Origin of the sequence: Pseudomonas sp. R28(2017), from assembly GCF_002112505.1 — a bacterium.
Classification (GTDB): Bacteria; Pseudomonadota; Gammaproteobacteria; order Pseudomonadales; family Pseudomonadaceae; genus Aquipseudomonas.
Genome location: NZ_NEHW01000004.1, coordinates 85,801 through 100,787 on the forward strand (window position 1 = coordinate 85,801; position 14,987 = coordinate 100,787).

The window sequence follows — 14,987 nt, forward strand, 5'->3', positions numbered from 1 at the left end:
GGGGCCGGCCATGGAGCTGTATACCTATTACCGTTCCACCTCTTCCTACCGCGTGCGCATCGCTTTGGCACTCAAGGGGCTGGATTACCAGGCCGTGCCGGTCAACCTGCTCAAGGGCGACCAGCGCGGTGCTGCCTACGTCGCGGTGAACCCGCAAGGCCGGGTGCCGGCCTTGCGCACCGATGACGGTGATCTGCTGGTGCAGTCGCCAGCGATCATCGAGTACCTGGAAGAGGCTTATCCACAGCCGGCACTGTTGCCGACGGGTGCCGCACTGCGCGCCAAGGTGAGGGGCGTGGCGGCGATCATCGGTTGCGATGTGCACCCGCTGCACAACGTCAGTGTGCTCAACCAGCTGCGTCAGCTGGGCCATGACGAGGCGCAGGTCAATCAGTGGATCGCACATTGGATCGGGCAGGGGCTGGCGGCCGTGGAGCAGTTGATTGGCGATCACGGTTACTGCTTTGGCGATGAGCCGGGGCTGGCGGATGTGTACCTGATTCCCCAGTTGTATGCAGCCGAGCGCTTCAACATCGACCTCGGCGGCTATCCGCGCATTGCCCGGGTTGCAGCACTGGCCAAAGGGCATCCGGCGTTCGCCAGGGCGCACCCTGCTTGCCAGGTGGACACGCCGGCTCAGTGAATCGAACGGTTCGCCGTCGGTAGCTTGCCGATGCGCTCGGACAGCTTCAGGCGCTGGACCGGGTCGTCGGTCAGCAGCAGGGCGTGCTCCAGGTCGAACCGTTCGGCCTGGGGGCAGTCCAGGTGCTGATACAGCGTCGCGCGGGTCATGTAGTCGCTGACCTGCACCGGGCCCAGTTGCATGACCCGTTCGGCGTCGATCAGCGCGGCCAGGTGATTGTCGTTGCTGATATGCAACTGGCGCAGGTTGCGTGAAAGGCGTTGCAGCATTTGCGTGGCGCTGGCACTGCGCAGGTGTTCGGCAGTCAACGGCACATGAGGGCCGAACTGGCGCGCCAGCAACTCGCGGCAATCGTTGGGGTACAGGCGCCGCCCGCCACAGGGGTCGAGCAGGTGGTCGGCACCGGGCACGCGCAGCAGAAAGTGCCCGGGGAATGCCACGCCCTCCAGCGGTATGGACAAGCGCCTGGCCAGTTCCAGGGTAATGATGGCCAGTGCCAGGGGCTGGCCTCGCCGGCGCTGCAGGACCTTGTCCAGCAGCGCCGCCTGGGGGCGCAGCGGGTGGTATTCGTCCTGCTGGAAACCGAGTGCATTGAGCTGGCGCAGCAGCGGCTGGGCCAGTTCGGCCAACGGCAGCATCGGCAGGCTGGCACTGATCTGGCCTTGCAGGTTGTGCAATGCGGCGAGGCAGGCTGCAGGCTCGACCTGTCGATCATGCTCGACGGCAATCCATAACGCAGCTTCCAGCAGGGCGACCGGCTCGCGTTCCAGGCAGGCCAGGCAGGCTTGACGTGGCTTCATGGGGGCTCTCCACACACGCTTGAGTATTAGCCGGGGCGCGTGGATTCGTCCAGTGGTCCGCCCGCCGTGCCGGTGCTCGGCGCGTGCCTATACTGGTAGGAGCACCTCGTTGGGGAGCCCGTCGATGTTCGCGCTGATGCAAAGCACCCGTACCCAGTCGCTGCACCTCTTCATTGACCCACCCACCGGCCTCAAGGCCGTCGTGGCGATTCACAGCGAGAAACTGGGCCCGGCAGTGGGCGGTTGCCGCTACCTGCCCTACGCCGATGACGAGAGCGCCATGACCGACGCTATCCGCCTGGCCCAAGGCATGAGCTACAAGGCGGCACTGGCGGGCTTGCCGCTGGGCGGCGGCAAGGCGGTGATCATGCGCAACCCCCATGTGGAAAACCGCGCGGCACTGTTCGAGGCGTTCGGCCGCTTCATCGATACCCTGCAAGGGCGTTTCATCATTGCCGTGGACAGCGGTACCTCGACCCTGGACATGGACTGCATCGCCCAGAGCACACCGCATGTCACCAGTACCACGGCTTCCGGCGACCCGTCGCCGCATGCTGCCATGGGCGTGTTCGCCGGCATCCGCGCCACCTCGCAGGCACGCCTGGGCAGCAGCAACCTTGAAGGCCTGCGCGTGGCCGTGCAGGGGCTGGGCAATGTCGGCTATGCCCTGGCCGAGCAACTGCATGCGGCGGGCGCGGAGTTGCTGGTCAGCGACCTGGACCCAGGCCGGGTGCGCCTGGCGGTGGAGCAGTTCAATGCTCACCCGGTGACCAATGACGCGCTGATCAGCACGCCCTGCGATATCTTCGCGCCCTGTGGCGTAGGGCCGGTGCTCAATGGCCAGACGGTGATGCAACTGCGTTGCGCGGCGGTGGCGGGGGCGGCGAACAATCAGCTGACCACGCTGCAGGTGGCTGACCAGCTGGAGGCGCGTGGCATTCTGTATGCCCCCGACTATGTGATCAATGCCGGTGGCCTGATCTATGTGGCGCTCAAGCATCGGGGGGGCGACCTGGGTACCATCACCGCACACCTGGCACGCATACCGACGCGGCTGACCGAGGTGTTCGGCCATGCCCAGGCGGAAAAGCGCTCGCCGGCCAGGGTGGCGCAGATGCTGGCCGAGCGCTTGCTTTACGGTTGAATCCGGGTGCCGAGTGCGTCAGTGATGCATAACCGCCTAAGGATTGCGGGTTATTCGCCGCTCTTTTCCGAACCATCCAGCTCCGCCAATGCCGCCGCATTGTTCTTGAATGCCGCTGCAAACACCGCCCTGTTCTTGGCCATGAAGATGCTTGCCTCTTCGGCCATGTTTTCATCCAGCCCGGGTACATGTTTCACCAGAACCTGAGTAAGCACCTCGGCCAGTTCCAGCATCTGGTCATGGGCGTCTGCGAGTTTGCGGTCCAAGAACGTGGTCTCCAAATCGCGCGTGCTGCGGTAAAGAATCTCAACAGCCATACGAGGCCTCTCGGTCAGTGGTAGCAGGGGAGCGCTCGTGCGCCGTCTGCTTTGCGGTTCAGTTGCTATCCAGGCAGTCAGGCAGAGTGCCGTCACCGAATACTGTATCGATGTACAGTAATGGCAATGCGGTCGTTTCGCAACCAGAAATTGTAGCTGTGCCGAAATCGCGTGCTGCCCGTGCCTTGCGGCAATCGGTCGCCTTCCAAGGCAGGGGCCTGGCCCTTTAACTGCATGGCACAAGCGTCACAGGGGTGACGCATCATCCTTCATGTCGTATCGGGGAATCGCACATCGTGGACATCAAATGGGCAGAAAAACTGCGCAAGGGCCTGCACGGCTCGGCCGACTCGCTGGGCAACCTGTGTGTGGAAGCGTTCCACTACCTGGCGCTGTTCGGCATTGGCGCGATTACCGCCTATGCGGCGGTGGTCACCTTCCTGGACATGCTCGGCAAGGGTGGGGTCAGCGTCGATGACATCCTGCTGCTGTTCATCTACCTGGAGCTCGGGGCGATGGTCGGTATCTACTTCAAGACCAACCACATGCCGATCCGCTTCCTGCTGTATGTGGCGATTACCGCGCTGACACGGCTGCTGATCGGCGATGTATCGCACCACAAGGCGCCGGACGCCGGGCTGCTGTACGTGTGTGGCGGCATCCTGCTGCTGGCGTTCTCGATCCTGGTGGTGCGCTACGCCTCGTACCGCTACCCCTCGACCAAGGTGCTGGACGCCAGCGGCAAGGAAGTGGAGGAGGGCAAGTAGCCCTCAGTTGGCCAGGCCGACGGCGGTCAGATGCCGTGGCGCGTGGCCGGTGTCGCGGGTCAGGGCGGCGAGGACCTGCAACGGGTTCTGCCCCAGCTCGATGGCCAGGCCCAGGCGGATGCTGTCGATGACCCGCTGCAGGCGCACCGGGTCGTTGCGCTGGGCCTGGCTGATCAGGCGCTTGGCGACCACGCCGGCGTCGTCGGAAAGGGTCAGCATGATGCTGCCGTCCAGCCGCTCGATACTCAGGTTGACCCGGTATTCGGGGGCGAAGGCGGCGCTGATCTGTTCGAAGGGATTGTTCATGGTCAGGGTCTGCAATGAATGACTGCAGAAGTTGACCGGGGAACAGGCCGGTTGGTTCAGGCCCATTGATCGCTGCAGACCAAAACGCCCGGCACAGGCCGGGCGTTGTTGTTCAGGGTGCCGATCAGGCGTCGGGGTCGCTCAGTTCCAGTACGCCGCGCTTGCTGCGCAGCTTGCCGTAGAAGTGTTCCAGCGCGTTGTTCAGCTTGCTGGCGGCACCGTCGACCGCCTGGTCCAGCGAAGTGGCGGTGTGGGTCACGGAAATCGGCTGATGGCCTTTCGGGCGAGCCTCCAACTGGCAGCGTTTGTCATGCGGGCCGGGCTTGGCGCCGTTCTCGTCGCGCAGGTGGACCTCGATGCGGGTGAGGTCGTCGTCAAAGCGTTCGAGGGTGGCTTCCAGCGTACTGCGGACCCACTCGTTGAGACGGATGTTGCCTTCGATATGGTTGCTGCTGTTGACCTGGATTTGCATGATTCCAATCCTTATTCAGCTTGCTCGCATGGAGGCGTGCCTAGGCCATTGAGGGCCTTGGAAATTCTGCGCCTCTTGACTCTAAGGTCAGGCAACAGCGAAGCGAATACAACCCCTTATTGAAAATAAATTTTCTGTAGCAAATTCGTTGAAGGGGACTGTTTTGCAGTCCAGCGCTGCCAAGCCCCGCCCCCACTGTGGGAGCCGCGCTTGCCGGCGATGGGAGATGAAATCACCACCTGCATCTTTTCTCACGAGACTAGGGTGGCAACCGTACGAGGGTGAGAAATCCGAGACACGAGCACTCGGCCAGGCCGAAGCCTGCCTGCGTACGGCCGCCATAAAGCGTTACCGCAAGTCGTGAAGTCGGGTTTCTCACGCCCGGTCACCTGATTTAGGCGACCCGGAAACGTTATCCCTGAGATGTTCCAGCGGCAATGCAGCGACTTCCGACGAGGCTTGTAGGATAAGTCGACGCTTGATCCAAATTGAAGCATTTGGTTTCAAGTTCAGAATTGTCGTACGGGTGTTGGGGTCATCTGAAGATCGGTTCATGGCGACCACGAGTTCGCCACGACCCTTGCAGCGCCTATGCGACCGAGCGCCGCCCGCGCGGCGCTTCGCGGGCAAGCCCGCTCCCACATTTGTTTCGGGCCAATCACTCCTGTGCCTCAATCCTCCACCAGTCTTTGCTTATGAGAATTAAACTCATTACTATTGCACCCCCATTCCCCGGACACACGCCATGAAGCGCTCCGCCGCCGGACTCCCTCTCAGCTATCGCCTGGCCGTGGTCTCACGCAGCCTGGCCGCATTGCTGGGCGGCTACCTGCTGGCGTCGCTGGTCAGTGTCTGCCTTGCCCTGCTGCTGCCGTTGCCCCAGGTCGACGCCACGCTGACCGGGCTGATGCTCTCGTTCGTGTTCTACCTGCTGGCCTTCATCTGGTGCTTCGCCTGCCGCAGCGCCTGGCGCGCCTGGCTTGGCGTGCTGCTGCCGAGCCTGGTGCTGGGGCTGCTCGGCGGGTTCGCCTACTGGATGAAAAACCCATGAAGGAAGGCTTCCGCCAGGCCATGGCCTGGCTGCACACCTGGACCGGCCTGATCTTCGGCTGGCTGTTGTTCGCCATCTTCCTGACCGGCACCTTGTCGTATTTCAAGGAGGAGGTCAGCCACTGGGCGCAACCGGAAGTGCGCCGCCATGCGCTCGACCCGGTGGCCAGCCTGGGGCTGGCCCAGCGCTATCTGGAGAGCAACGCGGCACATTCGGGCAGCTGGATGATCCGCCTGCCCAGCGAGCGCGACGCGGCCTTGAACGTGGGCTGGCGCGACCCCGAGGGCGGGCGCCGGGGCTTTGTCAGAAAGGACCTGGACGCGCAGAGCGGGCAGCCGGTGGAGGCGCGTGATACGCGTGGCGGCGAGTTCTTCTACCGCTTCCATTTCGAACTGCAGATGCCGTACCCCTGGGGCCGCTGGCTGTCGACGTTGTGCGCCTTCATCATGCTGCTGGGGCTGGTCACCGGAATCATCACCCACAAGAAGATCTTCAAGGAGTTCTTCACCTTCCGCCCCGGCAAGGCCCAGCGCTCTTGGCTGGACGGCCACAACGCGATCGGCGTGCTGGTGCTGCCGTTCCACCTGATGATCAGCTACAGCAGCCTGGTGCTGTTCATGTACATGGTCATGCCGGCCGGCATCCTGGCCAGCTATGGCAACACCAGCGGATATTTCAATGACCTGTTCGGCCGCGACGAGGCCCCCCAGGTGGCCAATGTCGCGACCCCACTGGTGCCGCTGGCGAGCCTCTACGCCAAGGTCCAGGCGCAGGTGCCGGGCGCACGCATGGGCTTCATCCAGGTGCAGAACGCGGGGGACCGCAATGCCCGTGTCACCTTCAGCCAGTCATCGGCAGACAACGTCCCCTACAAGCGCAGTGCCAACTGGACCTTCGATGGCGCCACCGGTGAACTGCTGAAACAGGGCGCGCCGGAAAGCGCCACGATGATGACCTCTTTCAGTTTCGCAGGCCTGCACATGGGCAATTACGCTGGGCCCTGGCTGCGCTGGCTGTACTTCGCCTTCGGGCTTGCCGGCACGGCGGTGATCGGTACTGGCCTGGTGATGTGGCTGGGCAAGCGCCAGCTCAAGCACGCCAAGCGCGAACGCCTGCCGGGCGAATTGCGCCTGGTCGAAGTGCTCAACATCGCCAGCATGAGTGGCCTGATCCTCGCCGTGGCTGGCTTCTTCTGGGCCAACCGGTTGCTGCCCGTGGCACTGCACGGGCGGGCCGACTGGGAGGTGAACACCTTCTTCCTGGTCTGGTCGGCGTCATTGCTGCATGCCGTGGTGCGCCCGGGGCGCAGGGCCTGGGGCGAGCAGTTGGCACTGGGCGCGTTGGCCTTTGCCCTGTTACCCCTGCTCAACGCCCTGAGCACCGGCCAAGGGTTGAATGCCTCTGTGCCTGCGGGTGACTGGGCCATGGCCGGGTTCGACCTGACCGCCCTGGCGTGTGGGCTGTTCCTGGCCTGGGCTGCGAGCAAGATGCTGCGGCCGGTGAAGCCCGCCGCAAAACGTGCGCCGAAGGCGGCCAAGGTTTCGCCTCAAAGGCTCGAGGTGCAGTGATGTCGAGCATTGCCCTGATGGTTTTCGCCGGTTTCGCCGCGCTGTGCCTGGCGATGGAAAAGCACTTCGGCGAGCTGCTCGAGCGCAAACCCTCCCCAGGCCAACTGCGCGTGCTGCGCATCGGCGGCTGGCTGTTGCTGGTGCTGTCGCTGGTACTCGCCGTGCACGGGCGTGGCTGGGCGCACGGCTTGGTGGAGTGGGTCGCATTGCTGATGGCGGGGGGCACCTTGTGGGTGTTCGGTCTGCCCTACCAGCCGCGCCTTCTGCTCGGCCTGGCGGCGCTTAGCCTGGTGCTCGGCCCGCTGTTGGCCCTGTTTGCCGGGTGATGCCTTGAGCGAACCTGACAGCGACGGTACCCGCGCGCGTTTCGTCCAGGTATTCCTGGCCCAGCGTGCACGCATGGAAGCCCTGGTCAGCCGCCGGGTAGGCTGCCGTGCCACGGCATCGGACCTGGTGCAGGAATTGTTCCTGCGCTTCTGGCGCCGGCCCGACTTCAAGGTCGACGCGCTCGACACCTACCTGCTGCGCTGTGCCGGCAACCTGGCCATCGATCACTTGCGCAGTGAAGGCAGCCGCGAACGCATCGCCGAAGCATCGCTGCCGCTGGATGAAACGGGCCTGGTCCAGGCGCCAGAGCAGGCCGTGGAAGTCGATCATGACCTGCAGCGCATCGAAAACGCCCTGCGTGCCCTGCCTGAGCGGACCCGGCAGATCTTTCTGCTCAATCGCATCCACGGCTGCAAGTACGGCGAAATCGCCAAGGCCATGCAGCTTTCCCAGAGCGCCGTGGAAAAGCATATGATGCGCGCCCTTGAAGCGTGCAAGGCCAGTGTTGCCGAGCCCGCGACCTTCACTCGCAGGCCTGGGAGCGCCCGCCGATGAGCCATCCAGACCTGATCACCGCTGCCCAGTCCGAGGCAGCCTTGCAGTGGCTGATCCGCATCAACGAACAGCCGGCAGTTGCCAGCAGTGCGGCGTTCAAGCGCTGGTTGCTGGCCGACCCCAGGCACCGTGAAGCCTACGCCGAAGCCCAGTTGCTGTGGCAACTCAGCGAAGCACCGGCAGCGCGCCTGGCCGAGGAAGAGCACGCAGACTTGCAGCGCTACTTGCTGGCCATGGCCAAGCCGCCAGGCAAAGGGCATTGGCGGCGCGCGGGCATGGCGTTGGCCGCAGCGTGCCTGGTGCTGGCTGTCAGCATGGCGGGCGGCTGGCGGCCGGGTGACTGGCTGCTCAACCTGCAGGCCGATTTCAGCAGCAGCGATGCGCTGCGCCAGGTGACCCTGGCGGACCAGTCGCAGGTGACCCTGGATGCTGGCAGCGCGATTGCCGTCGACTTCCAGCAAGGCGAACGCCGCGTGCGCCTGTTGCATGGCGCAGCGTTCTTCCAGGTTACCCATACGGGGCAGCCATTCGTGGTGGAGGCCGCTGGCGGCGAAGTACGGGTGCTTGGCACACAGTTCGAAGTGCGTGACCAAGGGCAGGGCGCGCAGGTCATCGTGCGCAGCGGACGCGTGGCGGTCATCCCGTCGGAGGGGCAGGCCGGCCAGGTACTGACGGCCAACCAGCAGCTGGCCTATGCCGACGGGCATGCAGGCGAGCTGTCGAGCGTGGACAGCGACAGCCGCCTGGCCTGGCGCCAGGGCTGGCTGAACTACTATCAGGTGCCGCTGGCGCAGGTGGTGGCCGACCTGGGCCGCTACTACCCAGGCCGCATCGTCCTGCTTGACGGCGAGTTGGGGCAGCGCAAGGTCAGCGGCAGCTTCCCGGTGGATGAGCCGTTGGCGGCACTGGACTCGTTGAGCAAGGTGCTGGGCTTTTCGCGGCAAACGCTGCTGGGGCGGTTGACCGTGATCCGCTGAAAAAAAATTGCAAAAGCGGATGAGGTAACAAGTGGCGGCATCCGTGTAATGAGTGGAAGTGCGATTCATTCGCAGTAATAGCCCTCTCACAGGTCAGCGTCCATGAAGTTCACCCCGCGTTGCGTACCCCTCTGGCTCGGCCTTTCAGCGTGCTCGGCCATCACCGCCACCCCTGGCCTGATGGCTGCCGAGCAACTGCAGCTGCACACGTTCGACCAGCCCAGCCAGCCACTGGCCCAGGCTCTGAACGCCTTCAGCCGTGCCACTGGCCAGAGCGTCGTCTACACCCTCGAACTGCCTGGCATACAGGCCCCGGCCCTCAATGGCTCGTTCAGTGCCGAGCAGGCTCTGCAACAGCTGCTGGGCAACAGCGGACTGACCTGGCGCCGCCTCGACGCACGCACCCTGACACTTGAACCTGTGGATACCTCTGGCGCCCTCAACCTGCAGGCCACCACGGTGACCTCGCAAATGGACAGCTACAGCTATCAACCGCCGGCCAGCGCCTCGATCATGCGCGGCCAGGGGCCGTCCCAGGACATCCCCCAGGCGATCAACGTGGTACCGGCCCAGGTCATCCGCGACCAGGCCCCGCGCAACCTCGACGACGCCCTGGCCAACGTCAGCGGCATCACCCAGGGCAACAACTTCGGTGGCACTTCCGATACCGTGATGAAGCGTGGCTTCGGTGACAACCGCGATGGCTCGATCATGCGCGACGGCATGCCGCTGGTGCAGGGCCGCAGCCTCAATGCCAGCACCGAGCGGGTCGAAGTGCTCAAGGGCCCGGCCTCGCTGCTGTATGGCATCCAGGACCCGGGCGGGGTGATCAACGTGGTCAGCAAGCGCCCGCAACTGCAGCAGTACAACGCCCTGACCGTGCGCGGTTCCACCTACGGCAGCGGCAAGAACGGCAGCGGCGGGGGCTTTGACAGCACCGGCGCGCTGGGTGACAGCAACTTCGCCTACCGCCTGATCGTCGACCACGAGGACGAGGACTACTGGCGCAACTTCGGTGTGCACCGCGAATCGCTGGTAGCGCCATCGCTGGCCTGGCTCGGCGACGATACCCAGGTGGTGCTGGCCTACGAGCACCGCGAATTCCTCTACCCGTTCGACCGCGGCACGGCATTCGGCAGCAACGGCCACCCACTGGACATTCCCGCTACGCGCCGGCTGGACGAGCCGTTCAACGACATGGAAGGGCGGTCCGACCTCTACCGCCTGGAGGTCGACCACCAGCTGGCCGACGACTGGAAACTGCACTTCGGCTACAGCTTCAACCGCGAGACCTACGATGCCAGCCAGGTTCGCGTTACGGGTGTGAACGAAGCCAAGGGCACGCTCACGCGCAGCATCGACGGTACCCACAACGCCATGAGCCGCGACCAGTTCGCCACCTTGAGCCTCAATGGCAATGTGGAACTGGCCGGCCTGCAGAACGACCTGCTGTTCGGCATCGACCACGAAGACCGCAAGATCTTTCGCGGCGACCTGATCCGTCAGACCGCTCGGTCCACCTTCAGCTACGTGAACCCGGTCTACGGCCAGGAAGTGGAGGGCACCACCGTGCGCGCCAGCGACAGCGACCAGACCGACAAGCTGCGCACCGACGCGCTGTTTTTGCAGGACGCGCTGCACCTGGACGAGCACTGGATCCTGGTTGCAGGCGCGCGTTACCAGCAATACGACCAGTACGCCGGCCGCGGCCGCCCGTTCAAGGCCAATACCGACACCAGTGGCCAGGCCTGGGTGCCGCATGCGGGCATCGTCTACAAGGTCGATGACCAGCTGTCGTTCTACGGCAGCTACAGCGAGTCGTTCAAGCCCAACTCCAGCATTGCCCCGCTGACCGGGGGGGTGGTGCTGGATTCGTCGGTGGCGCCGGAGGAGGGCAAGTCCTGGGAGCTGGGCGCCAAGCTGGACATGCCGGGCAGCCTCACTGGTACCCTGGCGCTGTTCGACATCACCAAGCAGAACGTGCTGGTCGCCAACTTTGACACTGGCACCGGCGAGACGGTGTACAGCAACGCGGGGGAGGTCAGTTCGCGTGGCGTCGAACTGGACCTGACCGGGCAGCTCAGCGAGCGCTGGAGCCTGATCGGCAGTTACGCCTATACCGATGCCAAGGTGACCAAGGACCCCGACCTGGAAGGCAACCGCCTGCAGAACGTGGCCCGGCATACCGGTTCGTTGTCGGCGGTGTATGACTTCGGCAACCTGTTCGGCGGTGATCGCCTGCGTTTTGGCGCCGGGGCGCGGTATGTGGGCGAACGGCCGGGCAACTCGACCAATACCTTCGACCTGCCCAGCTATACCGTGGCTGACGCGTTCGCCACCTACGAGACCAAGTTTGACGAGCACAATGTGCGCTTGCAGTTGAACGTGAAGAACCTGTTCGACAAGGTTTACTACAGCTCGGCGGTGAACCAGTACTTCGTCGCCATCGGCGATGCGCGGCAGGTGAGCCTGTCGAGTACCTTCGAATTCTAGGCGCCAGGGGCTGCAAAGCAGCCCCAGTTTCACGTGCTCACGGCCGAACGGTACTCGCCAGGCGTTGCCCCCAGCGCCTGGCGAAAGCGGTTGCTGAAGTGGCTGGCACTGGCGAACCCACACAACAGTGCCACCTGACCTAACGGCAGATCGCCCAGGCGCAACAACTGGCAAGCCCGGTGCAGCCGTCGTGCCAGCAGGTACTGGTGGGGCGGCAGGCCGAAACTGGTGCGGAACATCCGCGCAAAGTGGTATTCGGACAGGTTGCAGCGCAGGGCCAACTCGCCCAGGGTGATCGGCTGGTCGAGGTGTGCCTCGACATACTCCACCAGTTGCCGACGCAGGCTCGGCGCCAGCCCGCCTTTCAGGCGCAACCCCTGGCGCAGGCCAACCTGGCTGAGCACGGCATGGTCGACGATCTCGTGGGCCAGGCTGCTGGCCAGCAACCGTTCGGCGGGCTCATCCCAGTCGAGGGTGATCAACTGGCGAAAGCGCACGGATTGCTGCGGGTCATCGAGGAAGGTCGCCTCCTGCAGCTGCAGTTCGCGTGGCTCACGGTCGAGCAGGCGCACGCAGCCCAGGGCAAATTGCGCCTCGCTGATGTACAGGTGGGCGAGGCGAATCGCACCGTTCACCACCCAGTTCGACTCGTGCCCTGCCGGCATGATGCACAACTTGTCCGGCGCGCCCTTGTCGGCCGGGCGCTGGCGGCGGAAGGTGCCGGTGCCGTCGGCGATGTAGCACGACAGCGTGTGATGGCTCGGCGCCTGGTAGTCGCGGGCGTCGTCGCGGTTGCTCCACAACGCTGCCGCCAGCCCGTCGCCCAGGTGCGCGCTCAGCTCCAGCCGGGCGTGTGGCGAGGCGTGCATGGCGTTGAACACTTGCAACTGGGTGAGTGGGGTCATGGTGAGTCCTCTGGGGCTCATCGTACTGCGCCTGCATGCCGCTGACAGCTACCCGGGCAGGAAAAGCGCAAGTTTGTGCAAGCAGGGAGAGGCCAATCGGCAGAACACTGGTGATCCCTGTGGGAGCGGGCTTGCCCGCGAAAAGCCAGGCACCGCTATCGACATGCCCAAGGAACCGCCGCCATGAACCTGTTTCTGTACCTGCTCACCGTCCTGATCTGGGGGACCACCTGGATCGCCCTTAAACTGCAACTGGGCGTGGTCGCCATCCCGGTGTCGATCGTCTATCGCTTCGCCCTGGCCGGCCTGATCCTGTTCGCCATGCTGCTGCTCACCCGCCGCCTGCAACCGATGGGCCGGCGCGGCCACCTGATCTGCGTGGCGCAGGGCTTTTGCCTGTTCTGTGTCAACTTCATGTGCTTCCTCACCGCCAGTCAGTGGGTTGCCAGTGGCCTGATCGCCGTGGTGTTCTCGACCGCGACTTTGTGGAATGCCCTCAATGCCCGGATCTTCTTCGGCCAGAAGATCGCCAGCAATGTCCTGGCTGGCGGTGCCCTTGGCTTGCTTGGCCTGGGCCTGCTGTTCTGGCCCGAGCTTTCGCACCACACGGCCAGCCGGGAAACCCTGTACGGCCTGGGCCTGGCACTGCTCGGCACGCTGTGCTTCTCGGCCGGCAACATGCTTTCCAGCATGCAGCAGAAGGCCGGGCTCAGGCCCATGACCACCAATGCCTGGGGCATGGTCTACGGCGCATCGATGCTGGCGCTGTACTGCCTGCTCAGCGGCATTCCCTTCGCCATGGAATGGAACACCCGCTATATCGGCTCGCTGTTGTACCTGGTCATCCCAGGATCGGTGATCGGCTTCACCGCCTACCTGACCCTGGTCGGGCGCATGGGGCCGGAGCGGGCGGCCTATTGCACCGTGCTGTTCCCCCTGGTGGCGCTGAACGTGTCGGCCTTTGCCGAGGGCTATCAGTGGACGACGCCAGCCCTGCTGGGCCTGGTGGCGGTGATGGCGGGGAATGTGCTGGTGTTCCGCAAGCCACGGCCCAAGCCGGTTGCGGCATTAGCATAAGCCTGCCAGCCAGGCAACTGACAAAAATGCCAGGTAGGGCGTTGGCGGCTGGCTAGACTTTTCCAGGGAGGTCTTAACCCGGGGAAAGGAGATGCCGTCACCGCCGTCATGGGACAAGCCACTCACGCCTGCACGACTGTGGCTGCTCTGCTGCGCGGCGTTGCTGCTGCATGTCGTGCCGTTGCTCATGGCCGATATGCCGTTTCTTGACGACCTTGCCCGTGAGCATCTGGCGCGCAATGACTGGATGGACGTAGGGCGGCCGTTGATGGTCGTCATGTTTGCCGCACTCGGTTTCAGCCCCGGCGCCGTGAACCTGTACCCGTTGCCACTGCTGCTGGCGGTGGTGGTCACCGGGCACGCGCTGGCACGTTTGCTGCGCTGCTGGTTCGAGTTCCCGACCTTGAGCAGCGTGCTGCTGGTGCTGCCATTGTGGTTCCAGCCGTATTTCCTGCAGAACCTTTCCTACCAGTACGACGGCGCGAGCATGGCGCTGTCCATGGCAGCAGCTGTCTGGGCCATCACCCTGGGCACCCAAGGCTTGCGCGGCGGGTTGTGCGGGGCGCTGCTGGTGGCAGCTGGCGCTGCGCTCTATCAGCCCAGCGTCAACGTGTTTGCCGGGCTCTGTGCGCTGGAGGTGATGCGGCGAGTGATCGAGGGTGACAGGGGCGCAGTTGTCTGTCGGTTGGCAGCGGTGCGCGCGGGGCAGTGTGTGCTGGGGGTTTTGCTGTACTACGCCAGCTGTGCCTGGCTGGTGACCTCCACGCGCGCTGGCATGTTGCCGCTGGATGGGCGATGGCTGGCGGAGGTGGTGGCACGCTTGCGGACCACGGCCGAGGTCGTAGGCTTGCTGATCACACCCGGTAATGCCTGGCTGTTCGCGCTTGTGCTGCTCTGCGCCGCTCTGGCATGGCTGCGTGAGCTGCAGCGTGTGTGGCAACGGCCGGCGGCTACGGGCGAGCGGTTGGGCTTGATGGCGGCCTGGTTGATGGCGGTTGTGCTGGTTGTGCTGTGTGTCCCTGGCTTTATCCTGCTGCTGAGGGAGTTCGAGCAGTCGGTACGGGTACTGATGGGGCTGGGCGTCTTGTTGGTGCTGCTCAATGTCCTGGTCCACCGAGCATTGGCCAGTTGGCCACGCCTGCGTTTGCTGGCGCTGTTTGTGCCCTTGCTGTTCATGCTGTCGTTCTCGTTCGCTTACGGGCGGGTGCTGGTGCTGCAGAAAACCTTGCATCAGTCCATCGCGCAGATGCTGGCCCATGACCTGCTGTCGTTGGACGCGGCCCAGCATTGCTACGTGCTCGGCTACTGGCTGAAGCGGCCTTGGATTCCTGCGGCGGCCGGCACCTTGCAGGCCATGCCCGCCATGGCCAGGATCCATGCCTACAACTACCTGGTGCTGCCAGAGATGCTGCCCCGCGTGGGCATCGACGACCTGCACACGTTCTACCAGCCGCCACCGCTGAATCGGCAGCAGGTGCTCGCGGCCAGCCCCACGCCGCAACTGTCGAACCGCTTCTATGACATCCACCGGGTCGGCGACGACGCCTACGTGCTGGTCAAGCCGCCCGAGGGGTACGGCCAGTGA

At 64.4% G+C, this 14,987-nt stretch carries 16 protein-coding genes; 11 read left to right on the forward strand and 5 right to left on the reverse strand.

The annotated features are described in order from the left end of the window. Positions 1 to 10: 10 nt before the first annotated feature. Positions 11 to 643 carry a maleylacetoacetate isomerase gene (gene maiA, locus CAF78_RS08420; protein ID WP_085675004.1) on the forward strand — a complete coding sequence of 211 codons (633 nt, stop codon included), beginning with the start codon at positions 11 to 13 and terminating at the stop codon, positions 641 to 643. Here the strand turns inward: maiA and CAF78_RS08425 are convergent. Then, a complete protein-coding gene (locus CAF78_RS08425; RefSeq protein ID WP_085675005.1) occupies positions 637 to 1,443 on the reverse strand; it encodes a SirB1 family protein in 807 nt (268 codons plus the stop codon). The genes maiA and CAF78_RS08425 overlap by 7 nt on opposite strands. A 124-nt stretch (positions 1,444 to 1,567) precedes the next feature. Between CAF78_RS08425 and CAF78_RS08430 the strand changes: the two genes are divergently transcribed. Then, the gene (locus CAF78_RS08430) at positions 1,568 to 2,587 is read left to right on the forward strand and encodes a Glu/Leu/Phe/Val dehydrogenase dimerization domain-containing protein (RefSeq protein ID WP_085675006.1); all 1,020 of its coding nucleotides are present in this window, start codon (positions 1,568 to 1,570) and stop codon (positions 2,585 to 2,587) included. Positions 2,588 to 2,637: 50 nt separating this feature from the next. On the opposite strand, the gene CAF78_RS08435 is transcribed toward CAF78_RS08430, so the two are convergent. After that, positions 2,638 to 2,904 (reverse strand): YebG family protein, encoded by a 267-nt coding sequence (locus CAF78_RS08435; RefSeq protein WP_085675007.1) that lies wholly within the window; start codon positions 2,902 to 2,904, stop codon positions 2,638 to 2,640. A 296-nt stretch (positions 2,905 to 3,200) separates the two neighbouring features. On the opposite strand from CAF78_RS08435, the gene CAF78_RS08440 reads away from it, so the two are divergent. Further along, entirely contained in the window at positions 3,201 to 3,671 is a 471-nt protein-coding gene (locus CAF78_RS08440) for a phosphate-starvation-inducible protein PsiE (protein ID WP_060508765.1), read from the forward strand. Between the two features lie 3 nt (positions 3,672 to 3,674). On the opposite strand, the gene CAF78_RS08445 is transcribed toward CAF78_RS08440, so the two are convergent. Together CAF78_RS08445 and CAF78_RS08450 are read right to left on the reverse strand one after the other, a co-directional pair. Next, positions 3,675 to 3,977 (reverse strand): DUF3509 domain-containing protein, encoded by a 303-nt coding sequence (locus CAF78_RS08445; protein ID WP_085675285.1) that lies wholly within the window; start codon positions 3,975 to 3,977, stop codon positions 3,675 to 3,677. A gap of 124 nt (positions 3,978 to 4,101) precedes the next feature. Next, entirely contained in the window at positions 4,102 to 4,449 is a 348-nt protein-coding gene (locus tag CAF78_RS08450; protein ID WP_085675008.1) for an HPF/RaiA family ribosome-associated protein, read from the reverse strand. 745 nt (positions 4,450 to 5,194) lie between these two features. Between CAF78_RS08450 and CAF78_RS08460 the strand changes: the two genes are divergently transcribed. From CAF78_RS08460 to CAF78_RS08485, 6 genes are all read left to right on the forward strand, one after another. Beyond that, positions 5,195 to 5,500, forward strand: a complete 306-nt coding sequence (locus tag CAF78_RS08460) for a DUF3649 domain-containing protein (protein WP_085675010.1) — start codon at positions 5,195 to 5,197, stop codon at positions 5,498 to 5,500. After that, positions 5,497 to 7,068: a PepSY domain-containing protein gene (locus CAF78_RS08465; protein WP_085675011.1), complete on the forward strand. Its 1,572-nt coding sequence runs from the start codon at positions 5,497 to 5,499 to the stop codon at positions 7,066 to 7,068. The genes CAF78_RS08460 and CAF78_RS08465 overlap by 4 nt, the downstream gene beginning before the upstream one ends. Then, on the forward strand, positions 7,068 to 7,394 hold the full coding sequence (locus tag CAF78_RS08470; protein WP_085675012.1) for a DUF3325 domain-containing protein: 327 nt from the start codon (positions 7,068 to 7,070) through the stop codon (positions 7,392 to 7,394). The genes CAF78_RS08465 and CAF78_RS08470 overlap by 1 nt, the downstream gene beginning before the upstream one ends. 4 nt (positions 7,395 to 7,398) lie before the next feature. Further along, a complete protein-coding gene (locus CAF78_RS08475) occupies positions 7,399 to 7,950 on the forward strand; it encodes an RNA polymerase sigma factor (protein WP_256573861.1) in 552 nt (183 codons plus the stop codon). Next, the gene (locus tag CAF78_RS08480) at positions 7,947 to 8,927 is read left to right on the forward strand and encodes a FecR domain-containing protein (protein WP_085675014.1); all 981 of its coding nucleotides are present in this window, start codon (positions 7,947 to 7,949) and stop codon (positions 8,925 to 8,927) included. Before CAF78_RS08475 ends, CAF78_RS08480 begins: the two co-directional genes overlap by 4 nt. A 102-nt stretch (positions 8,928 to 9,029) precedes the next feature. Continuing rightward, the gene (locus CAF78_RS08485; protein ID WP_085675015.1) at positions 9,030 to 11,420 is read left to right on the forward strand and encodes a TonB-dependent receptor; all 2,391 of its coding nucleotides are present in this window, start codon (positions 9,030 to 9,032) and stop codon (positions 11,418 to 11,420) included. A gap of 29 nt (positions 11,421 to 11,449) precedes the next feature. Here the strand turns inward: CAF78_RS08485 and CAF78_RS08490 are convergent, their stop codons facing one another. Next, a complete protein-coding gene (locus CAF78_RS08490) occupies positions 11,450 to 12,325 on the reverse strand; it encodes a helix-turn-helix domain-containing protein (protein WP_085675016.1) in 876 nt (291 codons plus the stop codon). Positions 12,326 to 12,508: 183 nt separating this feature from the next. Here CAF78_RS08490 and CAF78_RS08495 point away from each other — a divergent pair, with 183 nt between their 5' ends. Next, a complete protein-coding gene (locus CAF78_RS08495) occupies positions 12,509 to 13,402 on the forward strand; it encodes a DMT family transporter (protein WP_085675017.1) in 894 nt (297 codons plus the stop codon). 91 nt (positions 13,403 to 13,493) lie between these two features. Continuing rightward, positions 13,494 to 14,987: a glucosyltransferase domain-containing protein gene (locus CAF78_RS08500; protein WP_085675018.1), complete on the forward strand. Its 1,494-nt coding sequence runs from the start codon at positions 13,494 to 13,496 to the stop codon at positions 14,985 to 14,987.